The 19,042-nt window shown below is 71.8% G+C and carries 14 protein-coding genes; 6 read left to right on the forward strand and 8 right to left on the reverse strand.

Going from position 1 to position 19,042, the window contains the following annotated elements:
• Window positions 1–7,287, reverse strand: a 7,287-nt coding sequence (locus ACFYY8_RS35060) for a type I polyketide synthase (RefSeq protein WP_390048573.1), incomplete at its 3' end; no start/stop codon positions are given.
• A gap of 477 nt (window positions 7,288–7,764) precedes the next feature.
• Between ACFYY8_RS35060 and ACFYY8_RS35065 the strand changes: the two genes are divergently transcribed.
• A complete protein-coding gene (locus tag ACFYY8_RS35065; RefSeq protein WP_390048575.1) occupies window positions 7,765–9,183 on the forward strand; it encodes an acyl-CoA carboxylase subunit beta in 1,419 nt (472 codons plus the stop codon).
• A 10-nt stretch (window positions 9,184–9,193) separates the two neighbouring features.
• Here ACFYY8_RS35065 and ACFYY8_RS35070 read toward each other — a convergent pair whose 3' ends face one another.
• The 3 genes from ACFYY8_RS35070 to ACFYY8_RS35080 all read right to left on the reverse strand — a co-directional run bounded on the left by ACFYY8_RS35070 (window position 9,194) and on the right by ACFYY8_RS35080 (window position 11,488).
• Complete coding sequence (locus ACFYY8_RS35070) at window positions 9,194–9,808, reverse strand: FMN reductase (RefSeq protein WP_390048577.1); 615 nt, start codon at window positions 9,806–9,808, stop codon at window positions 9,194–9,196.
• A 31-nt stretch (window positions 9,809–9,839) separates the two neighbouring features.
• Window positions 9,840–10,937 (reverse strand): LLM class flavin-dependent oxidoreductase, encoded by a 1,098-nt coding sequence (locus ACFYY8_RS35075; protein WP_390048579.1) that lies wholly within the window; start codon window positions 10,935–10,937, stop codon window positions 9,840–9,842.
• Window positions 10,938–11,014: 77 nt separating this feature from the next.
• Entirely contained in the window at window positions 11,015–11,488 is a 474-nt protein-coding gene (locus ACFYY8_RS35080; protein WP_390048580.1) for a hypothetical protein, read from the reverse strand.
• 283 nt (window positions 11,489–11,771) lie between these two features.
• Between ACFYY8_RS35080 and ACFYY8_RS35085 the strand changes: the two genes are divergently transcribed.
• The 3 genes from ACFYY8_RS35085 (at window position 11,772) to cydB (ending at window position 15,103) form a co-directional block, all read left to right on the forward strand.
• Window positions 11,772–12,620 (forward strand): universal stress protein, encoded by an 849-nt coding sequence (locus ACFYY8_RS35085; RefSeq protein ID WP_390048582.1) that lies wholly within the window; start codon window positions 11,772–11,774, stop codon window positions 12,618–12,620.
• A gap of 100 nt (window positions 12,621–12,720) precedes the next feature.
• On the forward strand, window positions 12,721–14,106 hold the full coding sequence (locus ACFYY8_RS35090; RefSeq protein WP_390048584.1) for a cytochrome ubiquinol oxidase subunit I: 1,386 nt from the start codon (window positions 12,721–12,723) through the stop codon (window positions 14,104–14,106).
• Between the two features lie 13 nt (window positions 14,107–14,119).
• The gene (cydB, locus tag ACFYY8_RS35095; RefSeq protein ID WP_390048586.1) at window positions 14,120–15,103 is read left to right on the forward strand and encodes a cytochrome d ubiquinol oxidase subunit II; all 984 of its coding nucleotides are present in this window, start codon (window positions 14,120–14,122) and stop codon (window positions 15,101–15,103) included.
• A 24-nt stretch (window positions 15,104–15,127) separates the two neighbouring features.
• Here the strand turns inward: cydB and ACFYY8_RS35100 are convergent, their stop codons facing one another.
• Window positions 15,128–15,769 carry a response regulator gene (locus ACFYY8_RS35100; protein ID WP_390048588.1) on the reverse strand — a complete coding sequence of 214 codons (642 nt, stop codon included), beginning with the start codon at window positions 15,767–15,769 and terminating at the stop codon, window positions 15,128–15,130.
• 155 nt (window positions 15,770–15,924) lie between these two features.
• Window positions 15,925–16,407, reverse strand: coding sequence for a MarR family transcriptional regulator (locus ACFYY8_RS35105; RefSeq protein ID WP_390048590.1), 483 nt, complete (start codon window positions 16,405–16,407; stop codon window positions 15,925–15,927).
• A gap of 70 nt (window positions 16,408–16,477) precedes the next feature.
• Here ACFYY8_RS35105 and ACFYY8_RS35110 point away from each other — a divergent pair, with 70 nt between their 5' ends.
• On the forward strand, window positions 16,478–16,777 hold the full coding sequence (locus ACFYY8_RS35110) for an HGxxPAAW family protein (protein ID WP_390048592.1): 300 nt from the start codon (window positions 16,478–16,480) through the stop codon (window positions 16,775–16,777).
• A 13-nt stretch (window positions 16,778–16,790) separates the two neighbouring features.
• Here the strand turns inward: ACFYY8_RS35110 and ACFYY8_RS35115 are convergent, their stop codons facing one another.
• The gene (locus ACFYY8_RS35115; RefSeq protein ID WP_390048594.1) at window positions 16,791–17,795 is read right to left on the reverse strand and encodes a siderophore-interacting protein; all 1,005 of its coding nucleotides are present in this window, start codon (window positions 17,793–17,795) and stop codon (window positions 16,791–16,793) included.
• Window positions 17,796–17,947: 152 nt separating this feature from the next.
• Between ACFYY8_RS35115 and ACFYY8_RS35120 the strand changes: the two genes are divergently transcribed.
• Window positions 17,948–18,346: an SRPBCC family protein gene (locus ACFYY8_RS35120; RefSeq protein WP_390048596.1), complete on the forward strand. Its 399-nt coding sequence runs from the start codon at window positions 17,948–17,950 to the stop codon at window positions 18,344–18,346.
• A 122-nt stretch (window positions 18,347–18,468) separates the two neighbouring features.
• On the opposite strand, the gene ACFYY8_RS35125 is transcribed toward ACFYY8_RS35120, so the two are convergent.
• Window positions 18,469–18,801, reverse strand: a complete 333-nt coding sequence (locus ACFYY8_RS35125; RefSeq protein WP_390048598.1) for a hypothetical protein — start codon at window positions 18,799–18,801, stop codon at window positions 18,469–18,471.
• Window positions 18,802–19,042 lie beyond the last annotated feature (241 nt).

Below are 19,042 nucleotides of genomic sequence, written 5' to 3' on the forward strand. Positions count from 1 at the left end.
GTCGGTGGTGTCGGTGGCGGTGATGGTGACGTGGGCGCCGAGGGTGGTGAGTTCGGTGTGGAGGTGGTCGGCGCCGGGGGTGTGGGGTCCGCGTCTGCCGGTGAGGATGAGGTGGCGGATGTGGTGGGTGGTGACGAGGTGGCGGGCGATGGTGGCGCCGAGGGTGCCGAGGCCGCCGGTGATCAACACCGTCCCCTCCGGGTTCCAGCTCCCGGTTCCACCGTCGGCGGAGACCCGGCCGAGCCGGGGCACGAGCAGGGACCCCGCCCGCACCGCCACCTGAGGCTCGTCCACGGCGACCGCCGTCGCCACCGCGTACGGCAGCGCGGCCAACGAGGCGTCGTTCCCGTCCAGATCCGCCAGCAGCACACGTCCCGGATGCTCGGTCTGCGCCGAACGCGCCAACCCCCACACCGGAGCCGCCGTCAGGTCCACGACCTCACCCTCACCTGCGGCGACGGCACCCCTGGTCAGGACCAGCAGCCGTCCGTCGTCCCATCGTTCGACCCATTCCCGTAGTACGGTCAGCACCCGTTCCGCGTTGTCGTGCGCCCCGGCCACCGGGTCGTCCTGGGAGGAGACCGCGAGTACGACGAGTGAGAAAGGCGGCGTCCCGGTCTCGAGGTCCTTGGCGAGCGAGGCGAGGTCGGCGTACGACGAGACCGTGACCCCCGCCGGAGCGGGGAACGGCCCGCCCAGCACCGCCCACCTTTGTTCCCCGTCCACCCGGGCCTCCGGCGGGAGCGCCTCCCAGCGGACCCGGAACAGCGCGTCGCCGTGCGCCGCCCCCCGAAGCCGGTCGCGCCCGACCGGGCGAACCCGCAGCTCGTCGATCGAGACGACGGGCGCCCCCGTGGCGTCGGCCGCGTGCAGGGCCAACGACCCCGAACCGGAGACCACCGCGCGCACCCGCAGCGTGGTCGCGCCGGAGGCGTGCAGCCGTACGCCGTTCCAGGCGAACGGCAGCCGGGGGTCGTCGCCGAGCCACTCCAGCGCGGCGACGTGCAGGGCCGCGTCGAGCAACGCCGGATGCACGCCGTAGGGTGCCGCGTCATCCCGGGCTCCGTCAGGCAGCGTGACCTCGGCGAACAGCTCCTCACCCCGCCGCCACGCCCGCCGCAGCCCCTGGAACACCGGCCCGTACCCCAGACCGGCGCCGGCCAGCCTGTCGTAGGCGTCCTCCACGTCGAGAGGCCGCGCGCCCGGGGGCGGCCACGCCGACGGGGTTCTCACCGCGCCTCCCGCCGCGGTGAGAACCCCGTCGGCGTGCCTGGTCCACTCGCCGGTTCCTCCAGCGGTTCCCCTTGAGGGACGGGAGTAGATCTCGACGGATCGCCGTCCTGACGTCTCCGCCGAGGCGGTCGTGATCACCTGGAGGTCGACGGCCGTGCCCTCCGCGAGGACGAGCGGAGAGTGCAGGACGAGTTCCTCGACGCCGTCGTGCCCGGCGTGGTCGGCGGCGTGCAGGGCGAGTTCGACAAGGGCCGTGCCCGGGACGACGACCGTGCCGAAGACCGCGTGGTCGGCCAGCCAGGGGTGGGTGGTCGTGGACAGGGTGCCGGTGTGCACCGTGCCTCCACCGCCGGCCAGCCGGACCTCTGCCCCCAGCAGGGGGTGACCGGCCGAGACGAGGCCGAGATCGGCGGGGTCCGCCGCCCTGCGGGGTGCGTCGATCCACAGCCGTTCCCGCTGGAAGGCGTAGGTGGGCAGGTCGACGGTCCTGGGCTGTCCGGCGAGGGCGGCGGCCCAGTCGACGTCCACACCGCCGACGTGCAGGCGCGCCACGGCGGCGAGCGCGGCGGCGTCCTCCGGCCGGTTACGGCGCAACACCGGGATCGCGGTCACGCCCTCGGCGCCCAGGGTCTCCTGGACCATCCCGCTGAGCGTCCCATCCGGGCCGATCTCCAGGAACGTGTCCCACCCCTCACCCGGTTCTGCCCCCTCGTGCAGACGCCGTAAGACGTCGTGGAAGCGGACGGGGTGGCGGAGGTGGTCGGTCCAGTAGGTGGGGTCGGTGTGGGTGAGGGGTTGGCCGGTGTGGTCGGAGATGACCGGCAGGGTCGGGGGGTTGAAGGTCAGGGTGGCGATGGCGTCGTGGAAGTCGTTGAGGATGGGGTCGAGGTGGTGGGAGTGGAAGGCGTGGCTGACCGTAAGCTTTCGGGTTTTGCGGCCGAGGTGGGTGAAGTGGTCGGTGAGTTTTTGTACGGCGTCTTCGTCGCCGGTGATGACGGTTGAGGTGGGGGTGTTGAGGGCGGCGATGGTGACGTCGGGTTGGAGGAGGGGGAGCACGTCGGTTTCGGGGGCGTTGATGGCGGCCATGGCGCCCGGCGGGAGGGCGTCCATGAGGCGGGCGCGGACGGCGACGAGGTGGGCGGCGTCTTCGAGGGTGAGCACTCCGGCGAGGTGGGCGGCGGTGATGCCGCCGATGGAGTGTCCGGCGACGGCGGTGGGGTGGATGTTCCAGGAGGCGAGGAGGTGGTGCAGGGCGGTGTGGAGGGTGAACAGGGCGGGTTGGGTGTAGAGGGTGTGGTTGAGCAACTCCTCATGGGCCGGGTCGAAGATGACGTCCTTCAAAGGAACGGGGAGGTGCCGGTCGAACAGGGCGGTGACCTGGTCGAAGGTCTGGGCGAAGGCGGGGTAGGTGTCGTAGAGGGTGCGGCCCATGCCGGTGCGTTGGCTGCCCTGGCCGGTGAAGAGGAAGGTCACCCGGGGGGTGCCGGTGGCTCCGTGGGAGTCGGTGAGGGCGCGGAGTCGTTTGATCAGGTCGGCGTTCGTGGTGCCGAGGATGGCCGCGCGGTGTTCGAAGACGCTTCGGGTGGTGGCCAGGGAGTGGGCCACGTCCTCGGGGCGCAGATAAGCGTGAGCTTCCAGGTGGTCGGCCAGGCGCGAGGCCTGGGCGGTCAGGGCCGCCGCTGAGCGGGCTGACAGGGGGAGCGCGACGGGCGCGTTCTGCCTTTCGTCGCGGGGTTCCGAGGGTGTTTCCGGGGCCTGTTCGATGATGACGTGGGCGTTGGTGCCGCTGATCCCGAACGACGAGACACCCACGCGGCGGGGCCGTCCGTTCCGGGGCAACGGAACGTTCTCGGTCAGCAGCCGGACCCCGCCCCCGGCCCAGTCCACATGCTCGGACGGCCGGTCGGCGTGCAGCGTCCTGGGCAGGACACCCTCCCGCAGGGCCTGCACGACCTTGATGACACCGGAGACTCCCGCGGCGGCCTGGGTGTGGCCGATGTTGGACTTCAACGACCCCAGCCACAGGGGCCGGTCTTCCGGACGGTCCTTGCCGTAGACCGCGATGAGCGCCTGCGCCTCGATGGGATCGCCCAGGGTGGTACCGGTGCCGTGGGCCTCTACGGCGTCGACGTCGGTGGAGACCAGCGCGGCGTCCCTGAGCGCCTGCCGGATCACCCGCTGCTGCGCGAGCCCGTTGGGGGCGGTGAGGCCGTTGGAGGCGCCGTCCTGGTTGATCGCGGTGCCCCGGATGACGGCCAGCACCCGGTGCCCGTTGCGCCGGGCGTCCGACAGCCGCTCGACCAGCAGGAGGCCGACGCCTTCCGCCCAGCCGGTGCCGTCCGCGTTCCCGGAGAAGGCCTTGCAGCGGCCGTCAGGAGCGAGCCCGCCCTGCCGGGAGAACTCGGTGAACATCCCGGGGGCCGACATGACGGTCACCCCGCCCGCCAGCGCCAGATCCGACTCCCCGGAACGCAGCGAACGGACCGCCAGGTGCAGCGCGACCAGTGACGACGAGCAGGCCGTGTCCACGGTCACCGCGGGTCCCTCAAGGCCCAGGACGTAGGAGATCCGGCCGGAGGCGACACTCGCGGTGGTGCCGGTCAGCGCGTACCCCTCGGCCCCCTCCCCGGTCTCGTGCAGGCGCGGGCCGTAGTCCTGCGGCGTCAGCCCGACGAACACCCCGGTGCGGCTGCCCCGCAATGTCTCGGGCACGATGCCGGCGCGTTCGAGTGTCTCCCACGCCGTCTCAAGCAGCAGCCGCTGCTGCGGGTCCATCGCGGCGGCCTCCCGGGGGCCGATGCCGAAGAACTCGGCGTCGAACCGGTCGGCGTCGTGCAGGAAACCGCCCTCCCGGGTGGTCGAGGTGCCGGGCCGTACGCCTTCGGGGTCGTGGAGCGCGTCCACGTCCCAGCCCCGGTTGGCGGGGAAGGCGCTGATCGCGTCGGTGCCGTCGAGCACCAGTTCCCAGAGGGCCTCGGGGGTGTCGGCGCCACCCGGCCACCGTCCCGCCATCGAGACCAGCGCGATCGGCTCGTTCTCCTGGCCCCGCCGGTCGTCCTCGGCGGAGGGAACGTCCGTCGTACGGCCCCCTGCCGTCGCCTCCAGATGCCTGGCCAGGGCGAGCGGGGTCGGGTGGTCGTAGGTGACGGTCGTGGGGATCGTCAGGCCGGTCGCCGAGGACAGGCTGTCCCGCAGCTCGACGGCGCCGAGCGAGTCGAGCCCCAGATCCCTGAAGGTACGGCCCGCCTCGACGGCTCCCGGGTCCTCGTGGCCGAGGACGTCGGCGGTCGCCGAGACGACCAGGGAGAGCAGCTCGCGAGTGTGCCCGGATGGCCTGGCGACCGGCTCCGTGACGGGAGGCGCCTCAGGAGAGGGTACGGATTCGGTGGCGTCGATCCAGTGGCGGTCGCGCTGGAAGGCGTAGAGGGGCAGGGGCACGCGGCGCGCACCGGGACGCAGCGCGGCCGTCCAGTTGACAGGGGCGCCGTGCGTGTACAGGTGGGCGAGCGCCAGCAGGAACCGGTCCAGGCCGCCGTCGCCACGCCGCAGCGTCCCCGTCACCACCCCGTCGGAGGAGCCGGGCGCGGCGCTCTCCAGGATTCGCTCGAGTCCGGTGGACAGGATCGGGTGCGGGCTGACCTCGACGAACACCGTGTGGCCGTCGGCCAGAGCGCCACGTACGGCCTGGTCGAACTCGACCGTCTGCCTGAGGTTGCGGTACCAGTAGTCGGCGTCGAGCGTGGCGGTGTCGAGCGGACCTCCGGTGACACTGGAGTAGAACGCGACGCCGGTGCCACGCGCGCCGTACCGGGGGAGGAACTCAAGCAGCCGGTCCCGCACCGCCTCGGCGTGCGCGGAGTGCGAGGCGTAGTCGATCCGCACCCGCCGTACGGGGACGTCCTCGGCCTCGTAGTGGGCGATGAGTTCGTCGAGCGCGTCGGCGTCACCGGAGACCACGGTCATGTCGGGGCCGTTGACGGCGCCGATGTTCAGCCGTCCCTCCCAGCGGGCGAGTGTGGCGCGGACCCGCTCGGCGGGCAGCGGGAGCGAGGCCATCCCGCCCCGTCCCGAGATGGCGGCGAGCGCCTGGCTGCGCAGCACCACGATCGCGGCGGCGTCCTCCAGGGACAGCGCCCCGGTCACGGCGGCGGCGGCGAGTTCCCCCTGCGAGTGGCCGATCACGGCGTCGGGGCGGACGCCGAACGACTCCCACAGCCGGGCCAGCGCGACCATGACCGCGAACAGCGCGGGCTGGACGACGTCCACCCGCTCCAGGGAGGGCGCCCCCGGCTTCTGCCACAGCACGTCGGTCAGGGACCAGTCCACGTGCCGTTCGAGGGCCTCGGCGACGGTCCGCAGGTGCCCGGCGAACACCGGGGAGGACTCGGCCAGCCGCCTGCTCATGCCCGCCCACTGCCCGCCCTGGCCGGGGAAGACGAACACGGTTCCGCCGAGCTCGCGGGCCGTGCCCCGCACGGAGCCCCTGACCGGCTCGCCCGCGCCGAACGCCCTGAGCCGCTCGCGCAGCTCCCCGCCCTCGGTCCCCACGAACACCGCCCGGTGGCCGAACGCGGTCCGGGTGGTGGCCAGTGAGAACGCGACGTCCGGCACGTCCCCGTCGAGCGCGGGGGAGGCGGCCAGCCTCGCGGCCTGCGCGCGCAGCGCGGCGGGCGTTCTGGCGGACAGGACCAGCGGTACGGCGCCGGCCTCCGCGGCCGGTTCCGAGGTGACCTCCTCCCGGGTGCCGGGGGGCGCCTCGCCCAGGACGACGTGGCAGTTCACACCGCCGACCCCGAAGGAGCTGACCCCCGCGAGAAGCGGGGCGTCGGGGCGGGGCCAGGGCTGTGCCGTACCGGACGCGACCCGCAGGTTCAGCGCCTCGAAGTCGATCAGCGGGCTGGGGGTCTCGAAGTTGAGACTGGGCGGCACCTCCCGGTTGCGGATGCTCAGCACGGCCTTCAGCAGTCCGGCGATGCCCGCGGCCCCCTCCAGGTGGCCGATGTTCGTCTTGACCGAGCCGACGAGCAGCGGTTGCCCGGCGGGGCGGCCGGCGCCGAGGGCCGCCCCGAGCGCGGCGGCCTCGACGGGGTCGCCGACCCTGGTGCCGGTGCCGTGCAGTTCGACCACCTGTACGGCGGAGCCCTCGATCCCGGCCCTTCCCAGGGCCAGGCGTACGACCTCCTCCTGGGCCGTGGCGTCGGGCACGGTCAGGGCGGCGGTCGCGCCGTCGTTGTTGACCGCGCTGCCCAGGATGACGGCGTGCACCTCGTCCCCGTCCGCCAGCGCCCGGGCGAGTGGCTTGAGCACGACCAGGCCGCCGCCCTCCCCGCGCGCGTAGCCGTTGGCGCGCGCGTCGAAGGTGAAGCAGCGTCCGTCGGGGGACAGGCCGCCGAACCGGTCGGCGGTCACCGTGCTCTCCGGCACGAGGTTGAGGTTGACGCCACCCGCCAGCGCGACGGCCGACTCCCCCGAACGCAGGCTCTCGCAGGCCAGGTGCACCGCGACCAGCGCCGACGACTGGGCGGTGTCGACCGTCAGGCTCGGGCCGCGCAGCCCGAGGAAGTAGGAGACGCGGTTGGCGAGGATTCCCCTGGTCAGCCCGGCGAGGGTGTGCCGGGTCACCGCGTTCGCACCGTTCCGGTACACCAGCGTCGCGTAGTCGGAGGCCATCGCGCCGAGGAACACCCCCGAGGCCGTCCCCGCCAGCGTGGCGGGCGGCAACCCGGCGTCCTCCAGCGCCTCCCAGGCCAGTTCGAGGACGAGCCGCTGCTGGGGGTCCATGGCCGCGGCCTCACGGGGGGAGACGCCGAAGAACCCGGCGTCGAACAGGTCGACGCGGTCGAGGAAACCGCCCCGCGGCCCCGCGATCCCGGGGTCGGCCCGCAGCCGGCCCTCGGACGGCTCACCGGTCGCGTCGTGTCCCGACCGCAGCAGCTCCCACAGGTCCGCCGGGTTCGGCGCGCCGGGCAGTCTGCAGGCGAGCCCGATGACCGCGATCGCCTCCCCACCGTGACGCTCCCGCCGCGTGCTCTTCTCCGGCTCATTTCCTGCCATTGTGAAAACCCGCCTCTTGTCGTGCCTTCTTCGATCCGTTCGCGCTCCGGATATCGACTTCCGGGAGTTGTGGCGCGGGTGGTGGCCGCCCAGCGGACGTCGCATCAAAAGGCGCGTCGGCGAGAATTCGGTGAGATCGCACAGTCGTGGGGAAAAGACATTTCCCCGCTCGGTCTCTTCCTGCGGGCGGCGGTTTTACGTGGGCGGAACCCGGTGGGACTCAGCGACAGGCCCGGTCGGCCCGCCGTACGTCCCGGCACGGATGGTCGGTCGCGGTTATTTCCCTGTTCACGCTACGAAGGTCGCACGCATTTCCCTACAAAGTCAAGCGGGATTGAGGGTTTTTTGGGCCTCTGACCTGCCATAAGGCTTCCTTTGTCGTTACTCATTAAGAATCGTGATTGGACGCTCCCGTGATGCCGCGCCTAGCGTGCCAATAAGCATCGGCGGTTAAAAGAGAAGACACGGGAGCGGTTCATGACGGTTGTCGCGGCGGCACCGGGGGAGATCGGCCGCGATTCCAGGCACCCGGGGGACAGGCTCGCCCGGCTGCTCGACCCGGGATCGGTCACCCCGCTGCACCCAGAGGACCGCAGCGGCGTGCTCGCGGTCAAGGGTCTGGCCGGCGGGCATCCGGTGGTCGCGTTCTGCACGGACGCCACGGTCATGGGAGGGGCCCTGGGCATCGCCGGGGCACGGCACATCGTGGCGGCGGTCGACGAGGCCGTACGGCTGCGCGTCCCGGTCATCGGCCTGTGGCACTGCGGGGGAGCGAGACTGGGCGACGGGGTCGAGTCGCTGCACGGCGCGGGGCTGGTCTTCGCCGCCAACACCCGCGCCTCGGGGCTGGTGCCGCAGATCTCCGTGGTCCTCGGCCCGGCGGCGGGGGCGGCGGCCTACGGGCCCGCGCTCACCGACGTGATCGTCATGTCCGAGCAGGGCCGGGTCTTCGTGACCGGCCCCGACGTGGTCCGCAGCGTGACCGGCGAGGACATCGACATGGAACGGCTCGGCGGCGTGGACGCCCACGGCCGCCGCTCGGGGGTGGTGCACGTGGTCGCCGCGGGGGAGGAGGACGCCCTCCTGCGCGCCCGGCGGATCGCGCTCGCCCTCGGCGCCCAGGGAGACTACGACCTCGACGACCTGGACGAGGGCCGCGACCCCGCGGCGCTGCTGCCCTCCTCTCCCCGGCAGGCCTACGACGTCCGCCCGCTGGTGCGCGCCCTGCTGGACGAGGACGGGCGGTTCGAGGAGTTCCAGCCCCGCTGGGCGCCGAACGTCGTCGTCGGGCTCGGCCGTCTCGCCGGGCGCTCCGTCGGTGTGGTGGCCAACAACCCGCTGCGCAAGGGCGGCTGCCTGGACGCGCTCTCCGCGGAGAAGGCGGCGAGGTTCGTGAGGATGTGCGACGCCCTGGGGGTTCCGCTGGTCGTGCTGGCCGACGTCCCCGGTTACCTGCCGGGCGTCGCCCAGGAGTGGGACGGGGTGGTCAGGCGCGGGGCGAAGCTTCTGCACGCCTTCGCCGAGGCCCGGGTCCCCCGGGTGACGGTCGTCCTGCGCAAGTCGTACGGCGGCGCCTACATCGCGATGAACTCCCGCGCGCTCGGCGCGACCCGGGTCTTCGCCTGGCCGGACGCCGAGGTCGCGGTCATGGGCGCGGAGGCCGCCGTCGGCATCCTGCACCGCAGGCGGCTGGCGGCGGCGCCGCAGGAGGAACGCGCGGAGCTGCGGGCCAGGCTCGTCGAGGAGCACGAGCGGGACGCGGGCGGTGTGCGCAGGGCGATCGACCTCGGCGTGGTGGACGAGGTGATCGACCCGCGCACGACCCGCCGCCGCGTCGCCGAGGCGCTGGCCGGGGCTCCCCGGGAACGCGGCCACCACGGCAACATCCCGCTGTGAGGGTCTCCCGTCACAGGCGCAGGGCCGCCAGCCGCTCCTCGAACGGCACCGTCTCCCCGGCGCCGGTCGTCGCCTGCCCGTGCCGCATCAGGCCGGCCAGTTCCCCGGCGGCCCTCGTGACGCGGGTGGCCAGGTCCTCCCCCTGCGAGCCCGCACTCGTGCCCCAGTCCTCCGAGGCCGCGTAGACGGCGGTCGGCGCGACGACCGCGCGCAGGTAGGCGAACATCGGGCGCAGGGCGTGCTCAAGGGCCAGGGAGTGCCGTGCCGTACCTCCGGTCGCCCCGACGAGCACCGGCTTGCCCGCGAGCGCGGTGTGGTCGATCACGTCGAAGAACGACTTGAAGAGCCCGCTGTAGGAGGCCGTGAAGATCGGCGTCACGGCGATGACGCCGTCCGCCCCGGTCACGGCCTCGATCGCCTCGTCCAGCGCGGGGGACGGGAAGCCGGTGACCATGTTGTTGGCGATGTCCCTCGCCAGGTCGCGCAGCTCGATCACGCGTACCTCGACCTGGCGCTCCGGTTCGAGGTGTTTCCTGGTCGCCTCGGTCAGCCGGTCGGCCAGCAGGCGCGTCGAGGACGGCTTGCCGAGACCCGCCGAGACGGCGACGAGCTTCAGGGCTGTCAACGTTCTCTCCTTCTCGTGTTCCGTACGGCTTCTATCGGGCCTCGGCGGTGTCGCGCTCCCGCTCCGCGGCGAGGAGGGAGGCGTGGGTGGGGGCGTCGGGCACTCCTTCGGGTCGTCCGGCGGCGAACTCCCTGCGCAGCACGGGCACGACCTCCTCGCCCAGGATGTCGAGCTGCTCCAGAACGGTCTTCAGCGGCAGGCCCGCGTGGTCCATCAGGAACAGCTGGCGCTGGTAGTCGCCGAAGCTCTCCCTGAAGGTCAGGGTCTTGTCGATGACCTCCTGCGGGCTGCCGACCGTGAGCGGGGTCTGCTCGGTGAACTCCTCGAGTGAGGGGCCGTGGCCGTACACGGGCGCGTTGTCGAAGTAGGGCCGGAACTCGCTCACCGCGTCCTGGGAGTTGCGGCGCATGAACACCTGGCCGCCGAGTCCGACGATCGCCTGCTCCGGGGTGCCGTGCCCGTAGTGGGCGAAGCGCTCCCGGTACAGCTCGACCAGGCGCTGGAAGTGTTCGCGAGGCCAGAAGATGTTGTTGGCGAAGAAGCCGTCGCCGTAGTAGGCGGCCTGCTCGGCGATCTCGGGGCTGCGGATCGAGCCGTGCCACACGAACGGCGGCACGCCGTCCAGCGGCCTGGGCGTCGCGGTGAAGGACTGCAGCGGGGTGCGGAAGCGGCCCTGCCAGTCCACGACGTCCTCGTGCCACAGCCGGTGCAGCAGCGCGTAGTTCTCGATGGCCAGCGGGATGCCCTGGCGGATGTCCTTGCCGAACCACGGGTAGACCGGGCCGGTGTTGCCCCGGCCGAGCATCAGGTCGATCCGCCCGTCCGCCAGGTGCTGCAGCGTCGCGAAGTCCTCGGCGATCTTGACCGGGTCGTTCGTGGTGATCAGCGTCGTGGCCGTGGAGAGGATGAGCCTGTCGGTCCTGGCGGCGATGTAACCGAGCAGGGTCGTCGGTGACGACGGCACGAAGGGCGGGTTGTGGTGCTCTCCGGTCGCGAAGACGTCCAGCCCGACCTCCTCGGCCTTGAGCGCGATGGCGACCGTGGCCTTGATCCGCTCGTGCTCGGTGGGCGTCCTGCCCGTGGTCGGGTCGGCCGTGACGTCCCCGACGGTGAAGATTCCGAACTGCATGGTCCTCGCCGTCCTCCCCCTTGGTTGAAGTTTCAACTACGGGAACAGGGTGTGGTTCCCGGCTATTCCCGTCCCCGTCAGCGCCTTCCCCATCGGCGGCCCGGGCGGGTGAGCCGGTCGTAGACCACGGCCGTCGTCAGGCCGTAGGCGAGATGCGGAAGGAGGTCCGAAACCCACGAGGCCGCGTCCCAGCGCCGCGGGTCGGTCACCCCGGCCGCCGCGAGGGGGATGTCGCTCGCGGCCATCGCGGCCAGCGACAACCCGAGCGCGGCCAGCGGCAGCGCCGGGCGCCGCCCGCCGGGGAGCAGGCCGTACAGCACGCCGACCCCGAGACCGGCGGTGTAACCCAGCAGCGCTCCCAGGCCCGTACGCCTGCTGTCGCCCTCCTCGCCGTGCCCCAGGTCGATCCCGGCCCGCCCCGCCAGCTCGTCCGCGGCCTCGGCCGGGACGTCGCTCGCGGGACGGCCGCGCACGACCATGTCCAGGTAGCCGACGGTGTCCAGGGCGGTGATGCCCGCCGCGGCGGCGGTGACTCCGGCTGTGAGATTCATACGCGTCCCCCGAATCCGTGTGCGCGGGCCCCCGGCCTCCACGGTTCGTCTCCCCGCGGAACCCCGGCGGGCGATCCCCTGAATATGCCCAGCCGGAGCGGGCCGTACCCGCCGTGCCTGCCGTATCCGCCGTGCCCGCTGTGTCCTTTAGGTCCTTTAGGGGTGTCCGGATAGTCCGCCCTGCCCGGGGAAGGGACACAGGTCCCGGCCGAAGGGGACCTTCGGCCGGTGAGCCCGGGGCTGGACGGTGATCGGATGAGAACAGACGTGACAGGAGGTCGGAATGACGGCACACGTGGTGGTGGGAACCGACGGTTCACCCTCGGCGGAGGCCGCGGTCGGGTGGGCGGCCGAGGACGCGGCACGGCGCGGCGGCGCGCTGCGGATCGTCCACGTGCGCGAGGACTGGCGGCGCGGGACCCCGAGGGGGCTTGAGGAGTCCCTGGCGGAGGAGGCGAGGGGAGTGCTGGAGACCGCCGTGAGCCTCGCGCGCGGGCGTGCCCCCGGCGTCGATGTCACCACCTCCCTTGAGACGGGCAGGCCCGTCGAGGTCCTGCGGCGGGAGGCGGAGGACGCCGAGCAGATCGTGATCGGCAGCCGGGGGCGGGGCGGGTTCGCCGGGCTGCTGCTCGGCTCCGTCTCGCTCTCGCTGGCCGGGCACGTGGCGGCCCCCGTAGTGGTCGTCAGAGGCGAGGAGCACGGAGGGCACGGCAGAGTCGTCGTCGGGTTCGACGGTTCGCCCGAGTCCGAGGCCGCGCTGGAGTACGCCTTCGGGGAGGCCGCCCGCCGTGGCGCCGGGCTGCGGGCCCTGCACGCCTGGCAGCTGCCCGTCATGGCGGTCGGCTCGGTCGCCTACACACCGCTGATCGAGGACATCTCCGGCACCGAGGAACGGCTCGCCACCGAGATCCTGGCGCCGTGGCGGGAGCGGCACCCGGAGGTCGAGGTCGAGCAGACGGTGCTGTTCGAACACCCCGTGTTCGCCCTCGGTGAGGCCTCCAAGGCCGCCGACCTGGTGGTCGTCGGGTCACGGGGCCTGGGCGGGTTCGGCTCGGCCGTACTGGGATCGGTCAGCCACGGGGTCCTGCACCACGCCGCCTGCCCGGTCGCCGTGGTACGAGCCAAGGTCTGAGGGGTAATGGTCAGAACATAAGTCCTTTTATGGGAGGCCCACATCTCCACGGTGGGTCTCCCGGGTTCCGGGACGTCATCTGTGAGACGGAGCACCACCCATGGACGTCTTGGACCTGTCGCGCTGGCAGTTCGGGATAACGACGGTCTACCACTTCTTCTTCGTTCCGCTGACGATCGGTCTGTCCGCCGTCGTGGCCGGTCTGCAGACGGCGTGGTACCGCACGAGGAAGCCCGCCTACCTGCGGCTGACGAAGTTCTTCGGGAAGCTCTTCCTGATCAACTTCGCGATGGGAGTGGTGACCGGCATCGTGCAGGAGTTCCAGTTCGGAATGAACTGGAGTGACTACTCCCGTTTCGTCGGTGACGTGTTCGGCGCCCCGCTGGCGATGGAGGGCCTGATCGCCTTCTTCCTCGAATCCACCTTCCTGGGCCTGTGGATCTTCGGATGGGACAGGCTGTCCCCCGGACTGCACCTGGCGACGATCTGGGCGGCGGCGATCGGCACCACCATTTCCGGATATTTCATCCTTGCTGCGAATTCGTGGATGCAGCACCCGGTCGGCTTCAGGCTCAACCCGAAGTCCGGCCGCGCCGAACTCGTCGACATCTGGGCGGTGCTCACCAACTCCACGAACCTGATCACCTTTCCGCACGTCATCTTCGGCGCGTTCGTCTCGGCCGGGATGTTCGTCGTCGGGGTGAGCGCCTGGCAGCTCCTCAAGAAGAGGCACGTGGACCTGTTCCGCCCCGCGGCCCGCCTCGGGATGGTCGTCACCCTGGCCGCGGCGCTGGGCGTCGTGATCAGCGGCCACCTGCAGGCGCAGATCATGACCAGGCAGCAGCCGATGAAGATGGCCGCGGCCGAGGCGCTGTGGGACGACGAGACCTCCGCGGGCTTCTCGATCTTCGCCGTCGGCGACGTCCGCAACGGCCGGAACCACATCAACATCCAGATCCCGTACGGCCTGAGCCTGCTGGCGACCGACACCCTGCACGGACGGGTCGAGGGCATCAACGACATCCAGGCCCGTTACCAGCTGAAGTACGGCCCCGGCGACTACCGGCCCATCATCGGCCTCACCTACTGGTCCTTCCGCCTGATGATCGGGTTCGGCGTGCTGGCCGCCCTGGTCGCGCTGGCCGGTCTGTGGCTCATCAGGGGGAACCGGCTGCCCGGGAGCCGCTGGCCGTACTGGATCGCGGTCTGGGGCATCGGCCTGCCGCTGCTCGCCAACTCGCTGGGGTGGATCTTCACGGAGATGGGCCGCCAGCCGTGGACCGTCTTCGGGCGGATGCGCACCGCTGACTCGGTCTCACCCGGCGTCGGCGTCACCGAGGCCGCGATCACCCTCAGCGGGTTCACCCTGCTCTACGGGGTGCTCGCGGTGATCGAGGTCGCGCTGCTGATGAAGTTCGTCCGGCGCGGCCCGGAGGACGAACCGGAACCGGAGAGCACGGGCGAGGCGCCCGTGCTGTCCTACTGACCAAGGATCGTTCATGGAACTCACGACCGTCTGGTTCCTGCTCATCGCCCTGCTGTGGACCGGTTACTTCGTCCTGGAGGGGTTTGACTTCGGGGTCGGTGTCCTGCTGCCGGTCCTCGGCGGGGACGACGGCGACCGCAGGACGATCCTGGCCACGATCGGGCCGGTCTGGGACGGCAACGAGGTCTGGCTGATCGTCGCGGGAGGCGCGACCTTCGCCGCCTTCCCCGAGTGGTACGCCACCCTGTTCTCCGGCTTCTACCTGCCGCTCTTCCTCATCCTGGTCGCGCTGATCCTGCGTGGCGTGGCCATCGAGTACCGCGGAAAGAGCGACAGCCCGCGCGGCTGGGACCGGGCCATGTTCTTCGGCTCCCTGTTGCCGGCCTTCCTGTGGGGCGTGGCGTTCGCCAACATCGTCAGGGGCGTCCCGCTGGACGCCGACCACGAGTACACCGGTTCGCTGCTCACCCTGCTCAACCCGTACGCCCTGCTGGGCGGCCTGGCGACGCTCACCCTGTTCACCCTGCACGGCGCCGTGTTCCTGGCCCTGCGCACCGGCGGCGACCTGCGGGCCCGCTCGGCCGCCCTGGCCGGGAGACTGGCCGTCGGCGCGCTCGTGGTGGGCGGTGCCTTCCTGCTGACCACCCAGCTCACCGTGGGCAAGGCCGCCACCTGGGTCACCGTCGCGGTGGCCGCGGCGGGGATCGCGGGCGCGCTTCTGGCGACGCTGCGCGGCCGGGACGGCTGGGCGTTCACGGCCAGCGCGGTGGCGATCATCGCGGTCACCGTCACGCTGTTCGGCAGCCTGTGGCCCAACGTGATGCCCGCTCTCGACCCGGCCAACAGCCTGAACGTGCGCGACGCGGCCTCGACGCCCTACACGCTGACGGTGATGACCTGGGTCGCGGCGATCTTCACCCCGCTCGTCCTGTTCTACCAGGGGTGGACCTACTGGGTCTTCCGCCGCCGGGTCACCGGCGCCCGCGTGGGGGCGTGAGGCCGGGAGAGCGCGGGAGCGCCCTCACCGGTCGCGGTCCGTCTTCATCCGCGCCGCCAGCGCGGCCACCTGGGTACGGCGCTGCATGTTGAGCTTGGACAGCAGGTTGGACACGTAGTTCTTCACCGTCTTCTCGGCCAGGAACATGCGCTCGCCGATCTGCCGGTTCGTCAGGCCCTCGCCGATCAGCTCCAGGATGTGGCGCTCCTGCTCCGACAGCGCCTCGACCGGGTCCTTGCGGGTCGCCTGGTCGCGCAGCCGGGCGAGCATGCTGGCGGTGGTCTGCGGGTCGAGCAGCGACTGGCCGGAGGCCACCGTCCGCACCGCGCCGATCAGGTCGGAGCCGTGGATCTGCTTCAGGACGTATCCGGACGCCCCCGCCATCACCGCGGTGAACAGGGCGTCGTCGTCGGCGAAGGAGGTCAGCATCAGGCAGGCCACCCCCGGCGTCGCCGAACGGACCTCCCGGCACACGTCGACGCCGCTGCCGTCGGGGAGCCGCACGTCCAGCACCGCGACGTCCGGCCGCAACGCCGGGATGCGGGCGATCGCCGACTCCGCGGTTCCCGCCTCACCGACGACCTCGATGTCGTCCTCGGACTCCAGCAGTGCCGCGACGCCACGCCGTACCACCTCGTGATCGTCCACGAGAAACACGCGAATCATGCTCCGAAGCTAGTCGCTTGTGGCCGTGCGGGGTAGGGACCTTGGTCCCCGGTGGCCCCCTCAAGGCGGCCGGGGTCCTTCCCCTGAGCGGTGGTCCTCGACGACGGTCGTGGCGCGGGGGCCGCCGGCGCGAAGGGCGTCCCGAGGTCACGGTCTCAGGGGGACGGCTCCCGTCCGATCTCCTCAAGGGAGGTCCTCATCAGGGCCGTCGCGCGGGTGAACCAGTCGGCCAGCACGCCGATCTCGTCGGGCGTGTAGTCGGCGAACAGGCCGGAGAGCCGCCGGTAGAAGGGCTCGTAGACGGCGGCGACCCGGGCGGCGGCCGAGGTGTCGGCGACGACCAGCACCCGGCGCCGGTCGGCGGGATCGGCCTGCCTGCGGGCGTATCCGGCCTGTTCGAGGCGGTTCAGCACGCCGGTGACGGCACCGGTGGTGAGGCCGGCCCGCTCGGCCAGCTCGCCCGCGCTGATCGGCCGTCGCCAGGCCCCCATGATGTGGCCCAGACAGGTCAGGTCCGTCGTGTTCAGCCCGAGACGCTGGGCGATGTGCTGCTGGCCGACGAGGCTGAGCGCGATGAGGCCGTCCATCCCGGCCAGGGCCCGCTCCGCCGTCGCCTCGGGCCGCGGCTTGCCCTCCACAGGCATTCTCCTTAGCATCTAAGATAATTATTACGTGAGATAAGTATTCTACGTTCGCCGAGGAGAGGCAATGAGCGGTGTGCACGGTGACGTCGATCTGGGACACACCGTCGCGGGATGGACCGGATGCGTCATCGGCCTGGCCGGTTTCGCGGGAGCGGGCGCGGCCATGTGCGCCGGATGGGCGCCCGGCCTCTGGCTCGGCGCCGGGGTGATCCTCTGTGCCGGCCTGGTCACCTGGGCGCTGCACCTGGCGGGCTGGGGCAAGCCGAGCGGCCCCCGGCCCGCCGGGCGGCGGAACTGGCGGGTGAAGGACCCCATGACCGGCCATCGCGACTGCCTCGCGTGCCGGTTGGCGGGGCGGGCCTGATCGAGACCGGCGCTCAGGCGGACTCGGCGCGGCCCACCCGCCAGTAGCCCATGAAGGCGACCGAGCGCCTGTCGAGGCCGCGCTCGGCGACCAGGTGGCGGCGGAGCGTCCTGATCACGGCCGCCTCACCGGCCAGCCACGCGTACACCGAACCGGCCTCCCGCCCCTCCGGCGGAACCTCCCACAGGATCTCGCTGTCCACATCGACCTCGGGAAGGCCCTGGGCGGCCGGTCCGCCGGGGGCGGGCAGCAGCCGGTCGGCGGCGGCCCGTACGGCGGGCACCAGCAGGTCGCCGTGCTCCGCGCCGTCGCGCGGCAGCCACGTGACGGCCAGCCCCTCCGGCGCGTCGAGATCGAGGACGTCCGCCGCGCACGGCACCTCGAGCAGGGCCTCGCCACGCCGGTCGCGGGGCAGGCGTTCGAGGATCGAGGCGACGGCGGGAGCGGCGGTCTCGTCACCGGCCAGCAGTATCGGCCCGTTCCCCTCGGGCAGGCGGAACTCGATCCCCGTCGGCTCGCCCCCGTGCCGGGCGTCCGGCCCGAGCAGCACGGCCTCGTCGCCGGGCCGTACGGCACGGGCCCAGCGGGCGACGGGGCCGGGGGAGCGGGTCGGGGTGAGCCTCCCGGTCCCGTGAGCGGCCTCGCGTGCGGCTGCGTGCGCCGTGGCGTGCGCGGTCTCGTGCATGACGATGTCGAGGTCGACCTCGCGGAGGCCGTGCCGTACGGCTCTGACGGTGTAGGTGCGGAAGGGGTTGCGCAGCCCGGCGGGCAGGGCGCGCCAGCGGGCGTACCAGTCGGAGCCGGTCGGCAGATGGGCGAAGCCGTGCTCTCCACGGGCCTTCTCGCGGGGTTCTTCGCGAGGCCCTTCGTGGGGGAGGACGAGTTTGATGCGCTGGTCGAACCCGTTGTCCGCGAACAGGTCGAGGTCGTCGCCGGTGAAGGTGACCCGCAGGAAGGAGGGGCTGAGCCGCCGCAGCCCGCTCACCTGTACGTGGAAGAAGCGGAACGGGTCGATCATCGGCTGGGCCTTCCCCTCTGCGCGTGCCGCCGGAGACGGTCCCGGCGAAACAAAGGTAAGGCTAACCTACTCTCTTTTCGAGTGCGGTCGGGTGGTTAGAACCCGGCATTCGGGACACGGATCGGGTGTCGACAGAGAGGAAGGCGAACACGATGAGTGAGCATGAGCGCTCCCGCAGGATCTCCGCCTCCGCGGAACAGGTCTTCGACCGGGCGAGCGACCTGGACAGCATCGACCGCTGGCTCCCCAGGGACCTGCACGTACGGCCGGACGACCTGCCCGCCGTCACGGTGCACGAGGACGAGACGGGGCGCGACGCCCGGGGCCTGTTCCAGGCGGAGCGTGACCAGCTCCGGATGGAGTGGGGCACCCGAGACGACGACAGCTACGCGGGCTGGCTGCAGGTGGCGGGCATCTCCCCGCAGGAGAGCGAGGTGACCGTACACCTGTCGTTCTTCGAGGAGGGGCACCCGCCGCCCGGCGAGTACGTCGAGCGCGCGCTCGACGAGAGCCTGGCCCGGCTCGCCGAGCAGGTACGGCAGCCGGCCTGAGAGCGGGCCGCCGGAGGCGGTGACACCGGGTGACACCGGGTGACGCCGGGTGACGCCGGGTGACGCCGGGCGACGCCGGGACCCGTCCCGGCGTCGCGGCAGGCCCGCGCGGGAGGCCGCGGCTAGCAGATCACGGTGCGGTCATAGGAGCCCAGATTCCAGCGGAAGGTAAGGGCCTGGCCGTTTTTCAGGGAGTAGCAGGAGTTGTCGGGGCCGTTGTCGATGGTAATCTTCACCCTCATCGTCCTGCCGCAGACGTTTGCGACTCGGGCTACTTTAATGTTCTTGTGCACCTCGCGGCCGACACAGGCCGGTGCCGTACCTCCGGCGGCGGTTACGGACGCCGGAGTCGCCTGCTCACGGGCGGAGGTCGCGTTTGCCCGAACGGCGGCGACGCCGGTCACCAGTGCCGCCGCGGACAAGGCGATTCCGATCTTGCGATGAGGCCGAAACATGAGGATTCCCTTTTCTCGCCGGCGCGGAGAATCGCAAGGAGGTAATTCCACGACCCGCGCTCGCCCCGTCTGGCACATTGAATGCCGGGGTAATTCATTCATGTTTCGCGCTGACGCGTCATTGGCTGTGGGCGCACTGGTCTATGCGTGGGGCGCACTGTCGCCTTCCGGCCTTGAGGCTTCGCGCTGTGGCCGCATGACGCGGGAGCGGACTCTCTCCCGAACGTGCCCTCAGCCGGTC

Source organism: Streptosporangium sp. NPDC001559, from assembly GCF_042893955.1.
Classification (GTDB): domain Bacteria; phylum Actinomycetota; class Actinomycetes; order Streptosporangiales; family Streptosporangiaceae; genus Streptosporangium.